The sequence below is a fragment of the Acinetobacter ihumii genome, assembly GCF_900625095.1.
Classification (GTDB): domain Bacteria; phylum Pseudomonadota; class Gammaproteobacteria; order Pseudomonadales; family Moraxellaceae; genus Acinetobacter; species Acinetobacter ihumii.
In genome coordinates this window covers 1-17,482 of the sequence record NZ_LR130770.1, presented here as the reverse complement: position 1 = coordinate 17,482, position 17,482 = coordinate 1, and the positions used below count along the sequence as shown (strand labels likewise).

Below are 17,482 nucleotides of genomic sequence, written 5' to 3'. Positions count from 1 at the left end.
TAATTGGTGATGATGCTGGCTTCTTAAACTTTGCCAAAATCAAAGGTTCTCACACCGCCATGAAATCAGGTATGTTGTGTGGTGAAGCTGTATTTGAAGCGATTGCTCGTGGTGTAGAAAAAGGGGGTGATCTTGCGATTGCCCGTGTGCTGGAAGGTGAAGATTTCTTTGATAAAGAACTGACTGCCTACACACAAAAGTTTGACAATAGCTGGTTGAAAGAAGAGTTACATCGTAGTCGTAACTTTGGCCCTGCAATGCATAAGTTTGGTTTGTGGATTGGTGGTGCATTTAACTTTCTGGATCAAAACATCTTTAAAGTGCCTTTCACGTTGCATGACTTACAACCAGATTACAGTGCACTGAAAACACAAGATAAGGCGACCTTTAAACCGACTTATCCAAAACCAGATGGCAAGTTGACTTTTGATCGTTTGTCTTCAGTATTTGTATCTAATACTGTTCATGAAGAAAATCAGCCATCGCATTTGAAATTGACCGACCCAACGATTCCAGTCAATGTGAATTTGCCAAAATGGGATGAACCTGCACAGCGTTATTGTCCAGCGGGTGTGTATGAGATTGTGGATGAAGGTGAAGGCAACAAACGCTTCCAGATCAATGCAGCCAACTGTGTCCACTGTAAAACCTGTGATATTAAAGATCCATCACAGAATATTACGTGGGTGACGCCTGAAGGTGGTGGTGGTCCGAATTATCCTAATATGTAATGCAAATCTGCTTATGTAATTGAATCACCTTGCGTAGCTTTGTTTTAAGCTGTCACATCCTGACATCTCAGCTATTGCGACACAACAAAGCTTAACTTTGCTGTGTTTCTTCACCGAATATGTAAAGGGTTTTCATTTTCTTTACATATAAAAGCTCAGTGTATTAGCACTTTGTTTATTTTTTTAGGTAAGCATAGTCCCCAAGGGGGCTATGCTTAAAAAATTAAATCCAGAATGAAATAATCAGCATGATTGCACTGAGTATCGTAAAGTAGCTGAGTACAATAGGTAAATTGGTTCGATAGCCTTCAATCATTTCCAACGGCGTCAGTGATTTAAGCGCAATCCGATATTGAATAACCGATAACAGACTAATGATTAAACCTAAAATAATTACTAAAACACCCAGCCAGCGATTAAACAAAATTTTATCGTGATAACGTACTGGATCAATTAAATGCACCAGTAAAGTTGATTTTTCAATTAAGAATCCAAACGCAATGAGTGCCAGACTGCTTCTATTCCATGCCAACAAAGTACGTTCAAGTGCAAGCAGTACGCGTGGATCTTCTAAATTTGACATATTTTAAGCTTTGAAATAATTAAGAGGTAATTTTAAATAACGTTGACCATTCGATTCAGGTGGTGGAAATTTCCCAGCATCCATATTAATTTGAATGGCAGGTAAAATCAGTTTTGGCATTGCCAAAGTCGCATCTTTTGCCTCACGCATGTGAATAAAATCTATTTTTGCAGTACCTTGATGAATATGAACATTGCAATGTTTTTGAGTTTTAATATCTGTTTCACAAATAAAAGTATCGCGGTTGTCAGGCAAGTAATCATGGCATAAAAACATACGCATATTGTCTGCTAAATCATATAAGCGCTGAACTGAATCATAGAGTTGTGCTGCACTCCCATTTGGAAAGTCACAACGTGCTGTTCCATAATCTGGCATAAACAGCGTATCTCCAACAAACACCGCATCACCAATCACATAGCTTAAACATGCAGGTGTGTGCCCCGGCGTTGGGATATTATAAGCATCTAAATTGCCAATTTTAAAGTGCTCATTATCTTGAAATAAATAATCAAATGATTGACTCATATTGAAATATTTTAGGTCAAGATTATAAATCTGGCTGAAGGTTGCTTGCACTATTTTAATGTTATGACTGATTGCAATTTTTCCACCTATTTGTTCTTTTAGATATTGTGAAGCAGTTAAATGGTCAGCATGCACATGTGTTTCTAAAATCCATTCATTACTTAGGCTATTTTCACGGATATAGTCAATCAATCGATCTGCTTGAAGTGTCGAAGTTGTGGCTGAAGCTGCATCGTAATCTAATACACTATCAATCACAGCACTTTTTTTGCTATGAGGATCGCTAACCACGTAACTAAACGTATGGGTCGCTTCATCAAAAAAGGATTTAACCAGTGGTATTTGGGTATTCATATCATTTAAGTTCCTCTTATTTTCCGATGAAGAAGAATGCCAAGCAGCATTGCAACTATAAAATACAATGCCTGACCATATCCAAGTCCAATCAAAGTTAATGCTGGCGCAGGACAAATCCCTGCAATCCCCCATCCAATTCCAAAGATGACTGATCCCATGATTAAATCTGAATCAATTTGAGTTTTCTGTGGCAGCTCTATTTTTTCCTTAAATACAGTAACAGGACGGCGTATTGCCTTTTGGAAAGGAATAAAAGCCACTAAAATTGCGCCGATCATTACAAATGCCAGACTGGCATCCCACACACCAAAAAGATCCAAAAAGGAAAGAACTTTTTCAGGATTAGACATACCTGAAATCATCAAACCTAATGAAAAAATCGAACCGAATATAAACGCATAAATATTTTTCATGGGTTTACCCCGAGCACATGACGAATCAGATAAACCGTCACAAAACCTGCAAACATAAAAGTAAGAGTTGCAATAATGGATCGTTTAGATAAACGACTTATTCCACATATACCATGCCCGCTGGTGCATCCCGACCCCATACGAGTACCAAAACCGACCAGTAACCCTGCCAATATCAATAAATATGGATTTGAATCAATTTGAATGTCAGGAGTGTAAAAATAAGAGAAAATAAAAGGTGTAATAACCAAACCCAGTACAAACCAGATCGCAGGTGTTTGCGCAATTGTTTTTGGGTTGATCGCCTGTGCCAGTAAGCCACTCACCCCTGCTATGCGACCATTCACATACAGATAGCCCACTACAGCGACGCCTAACAACAAGCCGCCTGAAAAAGCCCATAAAAAACTATGCATGGTTGTGATAACCTCCAATGCTTAATAAGCATTTTATTATATAAAATTATAATATATTTAATTATATATTAATCAAGCTTACTTTTAATTCATTTACTTATCGGTTTGTCACGAACAGCTTTTAAAGGAGAAAACACCACATTACATAAACTCATTTAACACACGATCTACAAACCACTTGGGAAATTTTTGTAAATTTTTATTCAGTCTTAAAATTTCCGCGTTTTCAATTTCGGCTAAAAATGATGCCTGCGTACCATCAGAAGAATTATCAAATATATAGGCCCGATCAGATGCATCTATTGCATCCATCAATAAATCCATACTTCTTACATAACGTGTTCTAATCTTATTTTCAGGCACGTGATGACCGCCCTGACTCACTCGATACTGCACGCGATTAATATTAATATCAGGATCTATGGTAGAAACATAATAAAGATAAGTACGAAAACCTTGTGCTTTGGCTTGAGCCAAGAACTCAACTTTACTGATGTGTGACATTACCGTCTCAAAGGTAAAACTGATGTTTAACTCAAGAAATTGAATGCGAATAAAATCTATAATTCTGGCAGCGAGATAGGAATCAATTTCGCTTGTCTCAAAAGCGATTTTTCCATTTGCTAAAATTATCGGATCGCTTGAAAGTAAAGGAATGATTTTATGATTTACTTGACGTTTCTTTAATTTTAAAAAATCAATCAATTGCTGATTTTCAAGCGACTCATGAAATTCTGTTAAAGAAAAACACTGATGTTCTATTAACTGCTTTTCTAATTCATCTGCATTTAAATACGCACCAATATGTCGCGGAAGTAAATAATCTTTAATGGTACTTTTACCTGATCCATTTGGACCCGCAAACATCCTGATTCGTGGTTGTGGCATACAAAGTTAGAATGCGATCTTTTTCTTACGCTTTAATACTGTTTCTGAGACTGGTAAATGAGTATAGGAAGACGAAATATTTTTTAAGACTTCGACTTCGCCATTGCACGATCGTCTCAGCAAATATTGATTTTTGGCATACACCACAGAAGATGATTGTAGAGCCTGAGTAAAAGCATGATGAAACGCTTCCACAGCAAGATGCGGAATCATTTCTTCTTCTCTTAGGCTGGCTTTCATTGCAACAAAGGCGGTCATACATCATCTCCCGTATCTTTTAAATACGTTTTAGTTATCTTAGCATAATTTAAAGAATTGTCTATTTCATCACCAATACCCTGCTCAAATGATGTGTATCCAGACGGCGAATTTATATTGAATGTATATAGGTATCTTTGTTAGACCGATACATGATCCCTTATATTTTTAATCAACTGTAAAAATTGGCATAGTCATTGCTTTATGCACCATATTATTACTTATAAGTAGGTCACAAAGAATGCACGACACCTCAGTAACGGATTCTTTTGATGCAACACAGCCCAATAAAGCAGCAAATGAAACACTAGAAGACTATACTCTGCGCTATGCACCGCATAGCTTTCGTCGCTGGAGTCCAAAAGTTGTCGCCATAACCGCATTAGGCGGTATTGCCTACCTTGCAGATTTCTCAATTGGTGCAAGTATTGGCATGACCTATGGTACAACCAATGCGCTTTACTCTATTCTTTTCGCAGCAATTATTATCTTCCTTACTGGAATCCCACTCGCCTACTATGCTGCCCGATACAATATTGACCTAGATTTGATCACTCGTGGTGCAGGGTTTGGTTATTTTGGTTCAGTAATCACCAGTATAATTTTTGCTAGCTTCACTTTTATCTTTTTTGCGCTAGAAGGCTCCATTATGGCGCAAGGTCTGTTACTGGGCTTGGGTATTCCTTTATGGGCAGGTTATCTCATTTCAACACTGATGGTCATTCCACTGGTAATTTATGGAATGAAAGCATTAACCAAATTACAGGTTTGGACTACGCCAGTCTGGCTCATTTTAATGATCGGTCCCGTGGCCTATCTCATTCATAAAGAACCTAATCTGGTGGCAACGTTTACGACTTATACGGGCCAAAACCATTACGCGCCTATGGATATGGCCGCAATTATGTTAGGTGCAGGTATATGCTTGTCCCTGATTATGCAAATTGGTGAACAAATTGATTATTTACGCTTTATGCCAGCAAAGACCAAAGAAAATAGTAAGTCTTGGTGGGCAGCGGTCATTTCGGCTGGACCGGGCTGGGTTATTTTAGGTGCAATTAAACAAATTATTGGGGCATTTCTCGGTTTTTATTTATTGACTAAATTACCTGGAGTCAATTCAACTGAACCTGTACAACAATTTAATGCTGCTTTTCACGATATGTTACCGGGTTGGTTGGCATTGGCTTTAGCCGTCATTTTGGTGGTGATCTCTCAGATTAAAATTAATGTCACCAATGCTTACTCTGGTTCTTTAGCATGGACAAGCGCATACACACGGATGAGTAAAAAATATCCGGGACGTATTATCTTTGTATTGGTCAATCTGGCAGTTGCACTTGCTTTGATGGAAGGCAATATGTTTGCGGTATTGGGTAAAATTCTTGGTTTTTATTCAAACTTTGCGATTGCATGGGTTGTGGTAGTGGCAACAGATATTGCTATTAATAAATATCTTTTAAAGCTTTCACCAAAACATCCTGAGTATCGTCGTGACATGTTATATGATTTTAATCCAGTCGGTCTGGTTTCATTCGGCGTTGCTGCTGGTCTTTCTATTGCGGCTTTCTTCGGACTATTAGGCGATTTCCTGTCTGCATATTCTCCACTCATTGCTTTAATTGTCGGCTTTGTACTTACTCCTGTCATGGGCTTAATCACTCAAGGTAAGTATTATATTAAAAAGCATGATGATGGAATCAATGAACCACGTTTTGATGCTGAAGGTACACCTGTTGCCACTCTTTATGCTTGTGTGTCTTGTGATCAAGACTACGAACGTCCAGACGTGATGTATTCACATAAACATAACGGCGTAATTTGCTCCCTATGTAAAACAATGGAAAAATAAGCACTGCTTCATTCATTATTGATTCATCTGCCCTGATTAATCAGGGCTTTTTTATAAGCGAATGATCTTGATTTTAGTGAAAATAAAAATTAGAGTAATTGCTCTAATCAATAAAACGAGTCTAAACATGTTGGGATCTTATACATGGTTGAAGCAAACACAGGGTAAAATTAATTTTAAGGACAAGCTTTATCTTCTACAAAAAACACTAGCCCCGACTACAACACATCTTTTGCAGCGATTAGGGCCTCAAAATACCAAATTGCATGTCGTTGATTATCATGCCGTGCCATTGCCTGATACCTTGCTGGTCAAGGACGCTATTGAACAACTCGAACAGACACAGAATTTGAGCATCATCAATCATTCTTGGCGTAGTTATTATTGGGGTGTGGCTTTTAGCCAAATTAATCGGTGGCAATATGATGCAGAGGCATTTTTAGTTGCAGCATTGTTGCATGATGTAGGCTTAGTTGATGCGCATGAACCTGCGCAATGTCACTGTTTCACGCTACATAGTGCGACACAAGCTGAAAAAATTTGCCAGAAACATCAGTATTCTCACGAAAAAATTGAGTTAATCAGCAATGCCATAAGTATGCATATGAACGGTTTCTCAAACCTGAATCAACCTAAAGAAGTGCTTATGCTACAAAAAGGAACCAGTTGTGATGTGATTGGTTCTGAGCTTCAGTTTATTCACGCTGACTTTCAAAAATATTGTTTAGAGAATTATCCACGTGAAAACTTTAATCATGTTTTTAGACAACTCATCCAGCATGAAGTTGAACGCCATCCATACTCGCGAACCGCATTTCTAAATACACTTGGGCTCACGACCCTCATTCGATTCAATCCTTTTAAAGAATAACCAATCAGATCTTAGAACCGAATTTCATCTGGATGCATCTGTACTATTTCAAGCCAAGCTTTGGTCGCTGCGCTCATTGGCACAGAAGTATTCCACGCCATAGTCAATTTCCAGCGAATAGGCGAATTTTTTAGTGCAGTAACTTTAAATTTTTGAGCATCCAGTTGTTCACAGTAAATTTGTGGGAGTAATACAACGCCCATATCATGCTCCACCATCTTAATAATAAAATCCCATTGGCTACTTTTACACACAATTTTAGGATGAAATCCAAGCCGTTGAGTCGCTTCCAGAATCAGTTTATTTAAAGTAAAACGATCATCATAAAGTAGAAAATCTTCATCTTTTAAATCAGCCAGACTCACTTGCTCCATTTTTTGCCATTTTGATGATCTGGGAGAAACCAGACATAGCGGTGAATTGATAATGGGAATTTCTGCCAAAATTGGATTTTGATTGTCCAGTAGTACGCCCACATCCAATGTTTTATGGATCAGAGCCTCTGAAATTGCATTTGACCCAACCTCCATAAATTCAAGCTCAATCTCTGAATAACGATGATGAAATAAAGCAATTAATGATGCCAACAGCACAGAACCCAATGGAGGCACACCAATTGCGATTTTGCCTTTTTTTAAATGCTTTACATCATCGAGCGTTTCATAAATTCTTTTTTGTTCCTCTAAAATATTTAAAGCATGTTGATAAACTTGCTGTCCCGTAAAGGTGAGCTCAACCTCACGCTTTCGTCCCATTTCACCTTTTTTAAACAAGGTAACACCTAACTCATTTTCAAGTGCAGCAATTGCTTTACTTACAGTGGGCTGTGTCACAAAAAGCTGCTCAGCAGCCACTGAAAAGCTTTTGCTATGAATAATTTGTACAAATATTCTTAAGGCCTTTATATCCACACGCAAACATTCCAAAATAGAATAATTATTTTAATATTATTCATAATATGACATATCTAAAGGATCTACAATCATCATATTCCCCATAAAACTATTCAGATCAAAGGTCGCATTGTGTCAAGTTTGCATGTTCCACACACCGCAAAAATTATTTTACAGCTCATATTGCTCATCTGTTTCTGGTGGATCGGTTCAGTCTTACAAAGTTTTTTTCATTTGCCATTTTCGGCAGGTGTCATCGGCTTATTTCTGGTGTTGACTGGCTTGCTCAGCGGTCTATTTAAACTGGAATGGATCAAAGGAGGTTCTGATTTTATATTAGCTGAACTGGTTTTATTTTTTATTCCCTGTGTGGTCGGGTTGATGAATTATAAGAACCTATTCATCAGTGAAGGTTGGCAACTGATCAGTGCTGTCGTTCTGGGAACTGTTTGTGTCATGGTATTTACCGCTTACACAGTACATCTCTGTTTTAAACTGGAAAATCGTATTAAACAACGCAGAAATATCGATAAAACCATTTTACAGCGTGGAGCAAAATCATGAGTCTAGCTTTCATCTGTCTTATCGGAACTGTGTTTGGCTACATAGTGGCAAAACCTATTTATCGTCGTTTGCCTTATTTACCATTTTCACCGGCAATTTTGGTACCAGTAATCATTATTGGATTATTACTATTCTTCCATGTGCCCTATGAAACTTATATGCAGCAAAGCCATTGGATTGTATGGATGCTGGGTCCTACTACAGTTGCATTTGCTATTCCGATTTATGAGTACCGAAATATTATTCGTGAACATGCCTTGTCTATTAGCCTTGGAATTGTGGTAGGTATGACCGTGGGCATGTTAAGTGCCTTTTATTTGGCTCGTTTATTTCATTTTGATCATGCGACAACCTTTAGCTTGATGGCACGTTCCATTTCTACACCTTTTGCCATGGAGCTTACGCAACATATTGGTGGCTCTGTTGAACTGGTGATTTTATTTACAATCATCACTGGTATTGTTGGAATGGTTTTTGGTGATCTGGTACTTGCTGGCTTGAAACTTAAATCTTATTTGGCAAATGGCGCATCACTGGGAAATGCAGCACACGGGTTTGGAACCAGTAAAGCCTATAGTCGTAACAAGGAAGAAGGCGTTATTGCGAGTTTAACGATGGTATTGGCTGGAATCTTTATGGTGATTGCAGGCCCTTTTCTCGTTCATCTTATTACAAGTCTCCTCAATTAGTTGAATGTTGTGTGAGTCACCGATCTGCTTGAGCTTAATCGTTAAGCAAACGGTTGAACTTAGCTCATCAGAAAACACCAAAAGTCCATTTTTTATGAACAACAGACTTTTGGTGTAAACCGAAACTCATTTGTATGCCTGTTGTATGCCTGTTTATTTTAAACACTAAGCACAGTTATATTGCTGTCTGTCATGATGATATAGAAAATTTGAATGATTTAAACGATCTGGATCATCCATTAAATCTTTTAAGTAGCCTCGTATCATTTGCTCAAGATACTGTTTCTGTTCATCTGATAACGAGAGATGTTTGAGATTAAGCTCAAGGTGCTCAGATAGATGTTCAAATTTGGTTGCCGAATATCTGAATGCATAAAAATATCCCAAGCTTGCACCCCACAGCAAATGATCTATCGGCAAGTTATATTGAAGATTGTTCACGATCGAACCAAAAACACGTTCGTTATGACCAAGCTTACGTAATGGATCACGTGCTACACGCTGACACGGATCTTTATAAGCATATTGGCAAGATTCAACAAAGCTCTTAGCCAAACGCCCCAGATCTTGAGCACGTTTAGGCAAGCAAACGGCCAAGCCTTGTTTTACCTCTTGCAGCAAATGCTTCACCAAAGCCTGTACACGTGCGTCGCCCATCGCGACACCAATCGTTTCATGGCCCAATAATGAGGCATACCACGCCATCATGGCATGTACACCATTCCATAGACGATTTTTAATCAGTTGAATATCGGCAATATTGTCCACCACAACCATTTGACGCATTTTTGCCACTAATGGACTGTTATTTTCCACATAGATCGGCATATCTGTTTCACTATTAAATAAAATTAAGTCCATTGTTTGTAAGATATGACTGGGCTGAAAATTACGTCGCATATCATCAATATACACAGACGCTTGATGTTCCTGCTCTGTAGAAAGTTTGCTGGTATCTTCTATTTCAACATTTTCATCTTCAACATCGGATTGATATTGCTTGAAAAAGTTATATTTAATTTTAAGCTGTCGATACAGATGTTGTTCCGAAAGTTTGGACACCATCCGGTTAACGACCGTATCACAAAAATAATGCTGCGCCATGATTTGATCAGCGATTTCTTCATTAGACAATGCAATCAATTGCGTTCGAATATGGGCTAATACCAATTTTTTAGCCCCGACTTTATTTAAAATAATCAAAAAAGTCAGTGGGCGACTATTTTGCATCGTTTGCGAAGCAAAACGTGCATATAGTCCTTTTGCTATCATTTTGGCTTCAGTCGCAATTGCTTGTTCAGGTAAACACAACGCAATTAATGATGATTCCAGATACATATCCAGCATATGCTGTTCGTTATCTGCATCAATCACTGACATATATTCTATCCTTTCATCATAAGAAACCTGACCATAACGAATAGAATAAGTGCCAAATGCGTTAACAGCTTCACGATATAAACTGTTTCGTGTTGAAGCAATAATACGCTGAGGTCGAGTATAACCATCCCAATGCGATAGAATCTGTGCAATATAACCACCACCAATTGCACCGAAACCATGAATTCCAACTGTTAACTGATTTAAAGTTTGTGGAAACGTTTCTTGTAAAATCGGCATGTCCATGGCAGGTACATATTGATCCAGATCCTCTAAATAGTCATACATGGTTTCAAAGTAGAAATTGGCTTTAGACAACATGTTGTCATTTGGCACTTTAATATCTTTAAATAAAATCGTGATCCCACCTGCTGCATGTGCAGAAGTAATTCCATTTTCAGAGTCTTCAAACATTAAACACTGCGAAGTGTCCAGATTTAATTTCTCAGCAGCTTTTTCAAAAATCTCAGGATGCGGCTTGCCTTGTTCAACCTCATCGCCACATACCAGTACATCAAAAAATTTATATACATTGGCATTAATCAGGTACTCTTCAGCAATCGCACGACGACTTGAGGTTGCAACTGCCATGCGCAATCCTGACTTTCTTAACCGCTCCAAAACCTGAACCAAACCTTTTTTAATAGGTACGCCTTCATTTCGTACCAACTCCAATTCAAGTTCATCTGCACGTTGTCGAATTTTTTTGTAAGGAATATCTGAACCGTATTGTTGTTGTGCCAGTTGTTCAGCAGTGGTAGCACTCAAACCCAAACATTGCATCAAGTATTCATCGGAAAACGCTTGTCCAATCAGCTCTTGAGATGCCTGTTTCAATGTTTGAAACCGTAAACGTTCAGTATCAAACATTGTTCCATCCATATCAAAAAGTGCACCTTGAACAGGAGAACCATGAAAAATCAGCATTCATTTACCTCTAATTGTTTATAATTCACATAGTTAGGGTATACAAAAACTGTGCAAAAAAACGACTTATTCAATAAATGAAACATATTTGATTAAATTTCAACCAATTACCTCTTATTTAAGCAAAATCTTAGCGATTTTCGACTTAAAATTTGAATTGCTCTAAAATTTATGAAAGAGAAAAGTAATTATTTTTTAGGGAAAATCTATCCTTAATTAAACAAATATTTATTTTGCACCATTTGATGCGCAATATATGGCTCTAATAGATTTTTTCAGGCGCACCATCATTTTTTATACGAGCTAACTTTATCTATTACTGATCAAGAATATCTGCAAAATTCGCACTCAATATGTTTGCGATGTCTTGCGGATTTACGCCTATATCCAAACCACGTTTACCACCACTCACATAAATTTTTGTTTTACTTTCAGCCGAAGCATCAATGACAGTTTTTAAACGTTTTTTCTGAGCTAAGGGGCTAATCCCACCGACTAAATAACCAGTTAAACGTTCAGCATCTTTAGGATCAGCCATATGCAACTTTTTACAACCCAGTGCCGCAGCAACTTTTTTCAAGTTTAGTTGGTGATTTACGGGTAAAATCGCGACATAATGATTTTTATCATCGGTAACCAATAAAGTTTTAAAGACTTCTTCCACATTTAGATTCAATTTTTCAGCAGCTTCAAGACCAAAACTTTTTGCATTGGGATCATGCTCATATTCATGGATGCTATAGTCAATCTTATTGGTTTTAAGTAATTTACAAGCAGATGTCATAATTTTTGTATAAATAAAAAGTAGAAAACATGAATTTTATTATAATTTATTTGAGGTAAAAATTAAATTTGCTTAGGCTATTTTTAGATTGTTGATCTTGCAAATTGTCACATCACTTTTATTGACGCTATAACAAGGACAAATTAAGATTTTTGCAACTTGAATCTTCATTTCACGGTACTTCGTTTTGCAACCACTTGATACTTTCTTATCTACTAAAACACAAATCGCTTATCCCCCTAGAGAAACATTTACCAAATTATTGATTATAAGTAGTATCACTATGATTTTCAGCGGTTGTACTACACTTGGCCCTAGTAGTGGCTCTTTAGAAAAACGCTCCAATAAGCTCTCTAACGGATTACAAAAGGCATATGCAGTGCCTTCAGTTACAGCCAATCGTTTATCGCCGATGATCATCCAGAGTGCAGATCGTTATGAAGTGCCTCCGTTATTAATTGCAGCGACCATTCGTCAGGAATCAAACTATAACACTTATGCTCGTTCTTCAGGCGGTGCTGTAGGTTTAGCACAAATTATTCCAAGTTATTGGCGTCAGTCCTGTCCTGGCAATTTAGCCGATGAATACACCAATATTCAATGTAGTGCTTATATTTTAGGTCATTATAATGAAATGGCAGGAAGTTGGTTTAAAGCTAGTGCGTATTACAATGTCGGTCCAGCAGGTTATAGATCAAGTTTTTGGACGCGACATAAAGCCAAAAAATATGCACGATCGGTTAAACGCTTTGAAAAAGCTTTAAAGAAAGAACTTTAATAAAATTGTTTTTTAAATTCATTTAATTACAATACATGCTTAATGTATTTGAAATTATACTAGGGTTTACAAACATGCATTTGCTTAAAATCCTACTTAGGCTATTTTCAGAAAACCCATAAAATAATGGGCTTTCTGATACCTGCCTTATTCTTCAAATAAACCTTCAAACAGTACTGAAGATAAATAACGCTCACCACTATCTGGCAAAATTACTACGATGGTTTTACCATTATTTTCAGGTCGCTGTGCAATTTTTGCGGCAGCAGCGAGCGCTGCACCACTTGAAATTCCAACCAGAATTCCTTCCTGAGTTGCACATTTCCGTGCCCATTCGATTGCTTCATCACTGACAATTGGCATGACTTCATCGACAATATCTAAATCCAGATTTTTTGGAATAAAATTCGCACCTATACCCTGAATCTTATGTGGTGCAGGTGTAATAGCCTCACCACGCTTGGTTTGACTAATAATCGGAGATTCCGCAGGCTCTACAGCCACCGAGTAAATAGGCTTATTTTGAATATTTTCAAAGTAATGTGAAATACCAGAAATTGTACCGCCCGTTCCAACGCCTGCCACTAAAATATCAACTTGCCCATTAGTCGCATCCCAAATTTCTGGTCCCGTAGTTTCTTCATGAATTTTAGGATTGGCTGGGTTTTCAAATTGTTGCGGAAGAAAATAAATCTCTGGCTGTTCAGTCGCTAGACGTATGGCTTCATCAACCGCGCCTTTCATTCCTTTTGAAGGTTCAGTTAGCACCAGATGAGCACCAAAAGCCTGAAGTACTTTACGACGTTCAAGACTCATACTGGCGGGCATGGTTAACGTAATAGGATAACCTTTTGCTGCTGCCACAAACGCCAAAGCGATGCCTGTATTACCACTTGTCGGTTCTACAATATGCATACCTTCTTTCAATACACCACGTTTTTCAGCATCTGCAATTAATGCGGCACCAATACGACATTTAACTGAAAATGCCGGATTACGACTTTCCACTTTGCCCAGAACCGTTGCACCCGATTGAATAATACGATTAATGCGTACTAAAGGGGTATTACCGATTGCTTCTGCATTATCAGCATACACTGCTATTCCTAAATTTGCGGGTGCTTTAAATTGTTGGTCAGTAGACATGTTATATCCTTATTAGATTTAGAATAATTCTCAATTATTATAGAGTGAAGTTATAGACATACCAGAAGAAAAATAAAAATGATTGTTAAACTCATACCTTAAATGTGCAAAATTTTTCACATTTTATGTTAAATCATTTAATAAAGTGCATTATATTGCACAAATTGGATAATTTATGCTACTTTTGAGAAAATATTTGCACATATACATGATATGGAAAAACTTACGATTCAGGCATTAATTCAGTTTAAATGGCTTGATATTGCACATTTAACTTTATTAGAATCCGAAAAAGGGTCTTCTAGCACGTGTACGCTAGAATATGAGCTGGAATATGCGCTACAGCATATAGACCTTCGTGATGAACATGCATGTAGTCTGATTTTGCCTATCCAACTCATGATTCAACATGAAGCAAAGCATTGGTTTGGATTTTTAGAAGATATTGTTCCATCTGGCGCAGCACGTCGATACTGGGTTAATTATCTACACATACAGCAGCTTTCCATCCAACAACAAGATACGATTTTGCTCAAAAAAGGTACGATTGCACCTGTTGGTAATTTACGTATTAAAGAATCAATTCCAGTTCAAGCTGAGCATTCTACACTTCAACAACGCCGTTTTAGTATAATTGACGTGGTCAATCGTAATGCTGACTTCCTTGAATACGCACAACAAATGGGCGCTATTAGTGGTGGTGCAACAGGTGCTGGTGGTGAAGCACCCAAACTTTTGATTCGGCTATCACATCAGAATGAAGTCTGGATTGATACCTATCAACAACGATTCGATCAGCCTGATCAACATTATTTAGTCAAATTTCCAAGAAATAACCGCTCAGAAATCGACTGTAATATTTTGCGCGCAGAATATTATTATTATCAGACATTGGCCGAGCTTGGCTTTGCCACGATTGATCATGAAAATATGAAACTACTGGAAGGAGAATACTATCCTTCTTTATGGTTACCCCGTTTTGATACTTATTGGGATGGCCAACAATGGCAGCGCGCTGGTTTAGAGTCTGTCTACTCTATTTTAAATAAACCTGCGGGAAGCCATCTCAACCATTTTGAGGTGATTGACCAATTGTGTAGATTACTTTCAAAGATTGAGCCCAACTTTAATCAACAACAATTTATCTGTGAATGGTTACAACGCGACTTACTCAATATTATTTTTGGGAATTCGGATAATCATGGACGTAATACATCTTTCATAAAATATAATGGGAAGATTGAACTTGCGCCAATTTATGACTTTGCCCCTATGAAAGCAGATCCTGAAGGAATTATCCGCTCAACTTCTTGGGGTAGCCCTTATGAGGAAGGTGGAGAATATCGCTGGCCTGAAATTACTCAAAAATTAGCAAAATATTGTGATCCTGAAGTGAGTTTTAATGCACTTAAACAACTTGGATTTAAACTGATCCATTTAAAACAAAGACTAATACAACATGGCGTACCACAGCAAATTATAGAAATGCCAGTTATTGGCTTTGATTATATTGAAGATAAATTAAAACGGTGGCAATTATTATGACTTTAAAAATCTCTCCTCAAGATCGCCAACAGATTTTAATTGACTGGTATCGACGCTATTTATTCAATGAAATCACCCAAGGCGAACTGCTATTATATTTACGAAAAAATATATTGGGATTATCACAACAAAAATATGCCGAGCTTGTTGGAATAAGTCGCCGTACATTAACTGATATTGAACAAAATAAAGGCAGCCAGACTCAACAAATTATTGATAAAGTATTTAAACCTTTGGGATTAAAAGCAGGTCTGACATTAACTCACGAACATGTAGTACATAAATTGTTTGAATAAAATAAATTTTTTTACTTTTTTATTTATAAAAACTGATCAACTATAATAATCTTATAGGCTTAATCATTCATGAGTTCTTTTAGATGGTAATAAAGAAAATAACTCATGATGAAGAGCTTGTATATTCTTATTTCCATTATAGATTTTATCAAGTTCAAATCTTGTTATATTATTCTCTTGATAAATATCTACATATTCAGCTTTAGCGATTTCATTAAGAAATTCTCTTCCTGAAATTGAAATAACCTTTAACGGTGGAGAATTTTCAGAATCATCATTCCAATAAGTTGCTAAATCTTCTGCAATATCTAATGAGTCGTATATTTCTAGAACTAATTTAGATTGATTATACTCATCTGATTCTGAAACCATTTGTATTATATTTTCACATATTAACACGTAACCATAGTATTGATTAGCTTGTATAATTAAAGGATGCTTCTCTCCTCTTTCTACAATCCAAGCACCATTAGGTCCTGAATTAGATAAATGAGGAATTAAGATTTCCTGATAAATATTCATGCTTTCCAATAAATTGGAAGGTATTTTTGATTTCCCTACATTTAAATTAACTCCTGCAATATAAAAACCATCGCGAACAGTTCCATATAAATGTTGGTCTTCCCATTGTTGAGGCTCGATTGCAAAGAAATGATGTAATGCTACACCCGAATGCATGCCACAATTTTTATATTTTAATTGATTTTGCATATGTAAGGATAATTCAGGTTTGTTTTTGGCATTAAAATTGATTGAGCTAAAAGTCCATTGAATAATTTTTGCATCATATAAAGCTAACAACTTATCAACTGCTTCACTATCAAAATAAAATTGCCGGGTTGATAAGGGCAATCTATCACTTGGTCTTTCGAATCGTACTACATCACTGGATACAGGAATATTTTGAAGTATATTTTCCCAATTTGGTTGATCTATATTCCAAATCAAAAGAGCTTCTTTGAAGACAACACCAGATGTATTATTTTCAGGCGTTCCAGTATAAAATGATACAAGAGGTGTTGCACCAAATAAACTTCGTGCAATTTGATGTGCATAAGGAATGCTACCTGTTAAGCTTTCTACATCAATAATTAAATCAAGATCTCCACATTCAATCGCTCCTCTAGCATAAGAACCTGCAACCCAAAGTGATTTTACTTGAATTTTCTTTATAACTATTGAATGATCAATAAAAGAACGTGTTTGAACAGCACAAATTTGAGGACCACGTTGTAAACGCTGGCAAATTTTATAAAGTGACTGAGTAAAGCGTTCACGAGGATAACTTTTTTCTTTTCTCATAAATAATATTCCAAGCTAGCATATTATTTATATTAAATAGTTTCATTCAATGATAGAAGTTTATAAATTATTAAGACGCCAGATAATGACGCATCCTTTTAAATTAATTTTCAATATAAAAAAGCACCCCAACATTTGAGTTGAGGTGCTTTAAATTTAAAAGCTGGCGATGACTTACTCTCACATGGCCAATGCCACACTACCATCAGCGCGAAGAGGTTTCACTTCTGAGTTCGGGAAGGGATCAGGTGGTTCACTCTTGCTATTGTCGCCAGCAAACT

Annotated in this window: 19 protein-coding genes and 1 rRNA gene; 8 read left to right on the top strand and 12 right to left on the bottom strand. The window is 37.0% G+C overall.

Translation table 11 applies throughout. The annotated features are described in order from the left end of the window. On the top strand, positions 1–731 hold a 731-nt coding region (locus tag E0D95_RS15295; protein WP_171478601.1), incomplete at its 5' end, for an electron transfer flavoprotein-ubiquinone oxidoreductase. 223 nt (positions 732–954) lie between these two features. On the opposite strand, the gene E0D95_RS15290 is transcribed toward E0D95_RS15295, so the two are convergent. The 6 genes from E0D95_RS15290 to E0D95_RS15265 form a co-directional block, all read right to left on the bottom strand. Then, positions 955–1,314, bottom strand: coding sequence for a YidH family protein (locus E0D95_RS15290; protein ID WP_130804990.1), 360 nt, complete (start codon positions 1,312–1,314; stop codon positions 955–957). Between the two features lie 3 nt (positions 1,315–1,317). After that, positions 1,318–2,196 carry an MBL fold metallo-hydrolase gene (locus E0D95_RS15285; protein ID WP_130804989.1) on the bottom strand — a complete coding sequence of 293 codons (879 nt, stop codon included), beginning with the start codon at positions 2,194–2,196 and terminating at the stop codon, positions 1,318–1,320. Positions 2,197–2,201: 5 nt separating this feature from the next. Further along, complete coding sequence (locus E0D95_RS15280; protein WP_130804988.1) at positions 2,202–2,612, bottom strand: DUF6691 family protein; 411 nt, start codon at positions 2,610–2,612, stop codon at positions 2,202–2,204. Beyond that, entirely contained in the window at positions 2,609–3,028 is a 420-nt protein-coding gene (locus tag E0D95_RS15275; protein WP_130804987.1) for a YeeE/YedE family protein, read from the bottom strand. The genes E0D95_RS15280 and E0D95_RS15275 overlap by 4 nt, the downstream gene beginning before the upstream one ends. A gap of 141 nt (positions 3,029–3,169) precedes the next feature. Beyond that, on the bottom strand, positions 3,170–3,916 hold the full coding sequence (locus tag E0D95_RS15270; protein ID WP_165443271.1) for an ATPase: 747 nt from the start codon (positions 3,914–3,916) through the stop codon (positions 3,170–3,172). Between the two features lie 6 nt (positions 3,917–3,922). After that, positions 3,923–4,174, bottom strand: coding sequence for a hypothetical protein (locus tag E0D95_RS15265; RefSeq protein ID WP_130804985.1), 252 nt, complete (start codon positions 4,172–4,174; stop codon positions 3,923–3,925). Between the two features lie 241 nt (positions 4,175–4,415). On the opposite strand from E0D95_RS15265, the gene E0D95_RS15260 reads away from it, so the two are divergent. Both E0D95_RS15260 and E0D95_RS15255 read left to right on the top strand, forming a co-directional pair. After that, a complete protein-coding gene (locus E0D95_RS15260; RefSeq protein WP_130804984.1) occupies positions 4,416–6,026 on the top strand; it encodes a purine-cytosine permease family protein in 1,611 nt (536 codons plus the stop codon). Between the two features lie 127 nt (positions 6,027–6,153). Further along, on the top strand, positions 6,154–6,897 hold the full coding sequence (locus E0D95_RS15255; RefSeq protein WP_130804983.1) for an HD domain-containing protein: 744 nt from the start codon (positions 6,154–6,156) through the stop codon (positions 6,895–6,897). A gap of 11 nt (positions 6,898–6,908) precedes the next feature. On the opposite strand, the gene E0D95_RS15250 is transcribed toward E0D95_RS15255, so the two are convergent. After that, on the bottom strand, positions 6,909–7,808 hold the full coding sequence (locus E0D95_RS15250) for a LysR family transcriptional regulator (protein ID WP_130804982.1): 900 nt from the start codon (positions 7,806–7,808) through the stop codon (positions 6,909–6,911). A gap of 114 nt (positions 7,809–7,922) precedes the next feature. On the opposite strand from E0D95_RS15250, the gene E0D95_RS15245 reads away from it, so the two are divergent. Next, positions 7,923–8,354 carry a CidA/LrgA family protein gene (locus E0D95_RS15245; RefSeq protein WP_130804981.1) on the top strand — a complete coding sequence of 144 codons (432 nt, stop codon included), beginning with the start codon at positions 7,923–7,925 and terminating at the stop codon, positions 8,352–8,354. Beyond that, the gene (locus tag E0D95_RS15240) at positions 8,351–9,043 is read left to right on the top strand and encodes an LrgB family protein (protein ID WP_130804980.1); all 693 of its coding nucleotides are present in this window, start codon (positions 8,351–8,353) and stop codon (positions 9,041–9,043) included. Before E0D95_RS15245 ends, E0D95_RS15240 begins: the two co-directional genes overlap by 4 nt. 165 nt (positions 9,044–9,208) lie before the next feature. Here E0D95_RS15240 and mtlD read toward each other — a convergent pair whose 3' ends face one another. Beyond that, positions 9,209–11,350, bottom strand: a complete 2,142-nt coding sequence (gene mtlD, locus E0D95_RS15235) for a bifunctional mannitol-1-phosphate dehydrogenase/phosphatase (RefSeq protein ID WP_130804979.1) — start codon at positions 11,348–11,350, stop codon at positions 9,209–9,211. A 316-nt stretch (positions 11,351–11,666) separates the two neighbouring features. Beyond that, complete coding sequence (ybaK, locus tag E0D95_RS15230; RefSeq protein ID WP_130804978.1) at positions 11,667–12,134, bottom strand: Cys-tRNA(Pro) deacylase; 468 nt, start codon at positions 12,132–12,134, stop codon at positions 11,667–11,669. 226 nt (positions 12,135–12,360) lie between these two features. On the opposite strand from ybaK, the gene E0D95_RS15225 reads away from it, so the two are divergent. Further along, positions 12,361–12,912, top strand: coding sequence for a lytic transglycosylase domain-containing protein (locus E0D95_RS15225; protein WP_228258906.1), 552 nt, complete (start codon positions 12,361–12,363; stop codon positions 12,910–12,912). A gap of 147 nt (positions 12,913–13,059) precedes the next feature. On the opposite strand, the gene cysK is transcribed toward E0D95_RS15225, so the two are convergent. Beyond that, positions 13,060–14,058, bottom strand: a complete 999-nt coding sequence (gene cysK, locus E0D95_RS15220) for a cysteine synthase A (RefSeq protein WP_130804976.1) — start codon at positions 14,056–14,058, stop codon at positions 13,060–13,062. A 213-nt stretch (positions 14,059–14,271) separates the two neighbouring features. On the opposite strand from cysK, the gene E0D95_RS15215 reads away from it, so the two are divergent. Continuing rightward, positions 14,272–15,603, top strand: coding sequence for a type II toxin-antitoxin system HipA family toxin (locus E0D95_RS15215; protein WP_130804975.1), 1,332 nt, complete (start codon positions 14,272–14,274; stop codon positions 15,601–15,603). Further along, entirely contained in the window at positions 15,600–15,899 is a 300-nt protein-coding gene (locus E0D95_RS15210; protein ID WP_130804974.1) for a helix-turn-helix domain-containing protein, read from the top strand. Before E0D95_RS15215 ends, E0D95_RS15210 begins: the two co-directional genes overlap by 4 nt. A 63-nt stretch (positions 15,900–15,962) precedes the next feature. Here E0D95_RS15210 and E0D95_RS15205 read toward each other — a convergent pair whose 3' ends face one another. Both E0D95_RS15205 and rrf read right to left on the bottom strand, forming a co-directional pair. Next, a complete protein-coding gene (locus E0D95_RS15205) occupies positions 15,963–17,201 on the bottom strand; it encodes a hypothetical protein (protein WP_130804973.1) in 1,239 nt (412 codons plus the stop codon). Between the two features lie 161 nt (positions 17,202–17,362). After that, positions 17,363–17,477: ribosomal RNA gene (rrf, locus tag E0D95_RS15200) — 5S ribosomal RNA — on the bottom strand. Positions 17,478–17,482 lie beyond the last annotated feature (5 nt).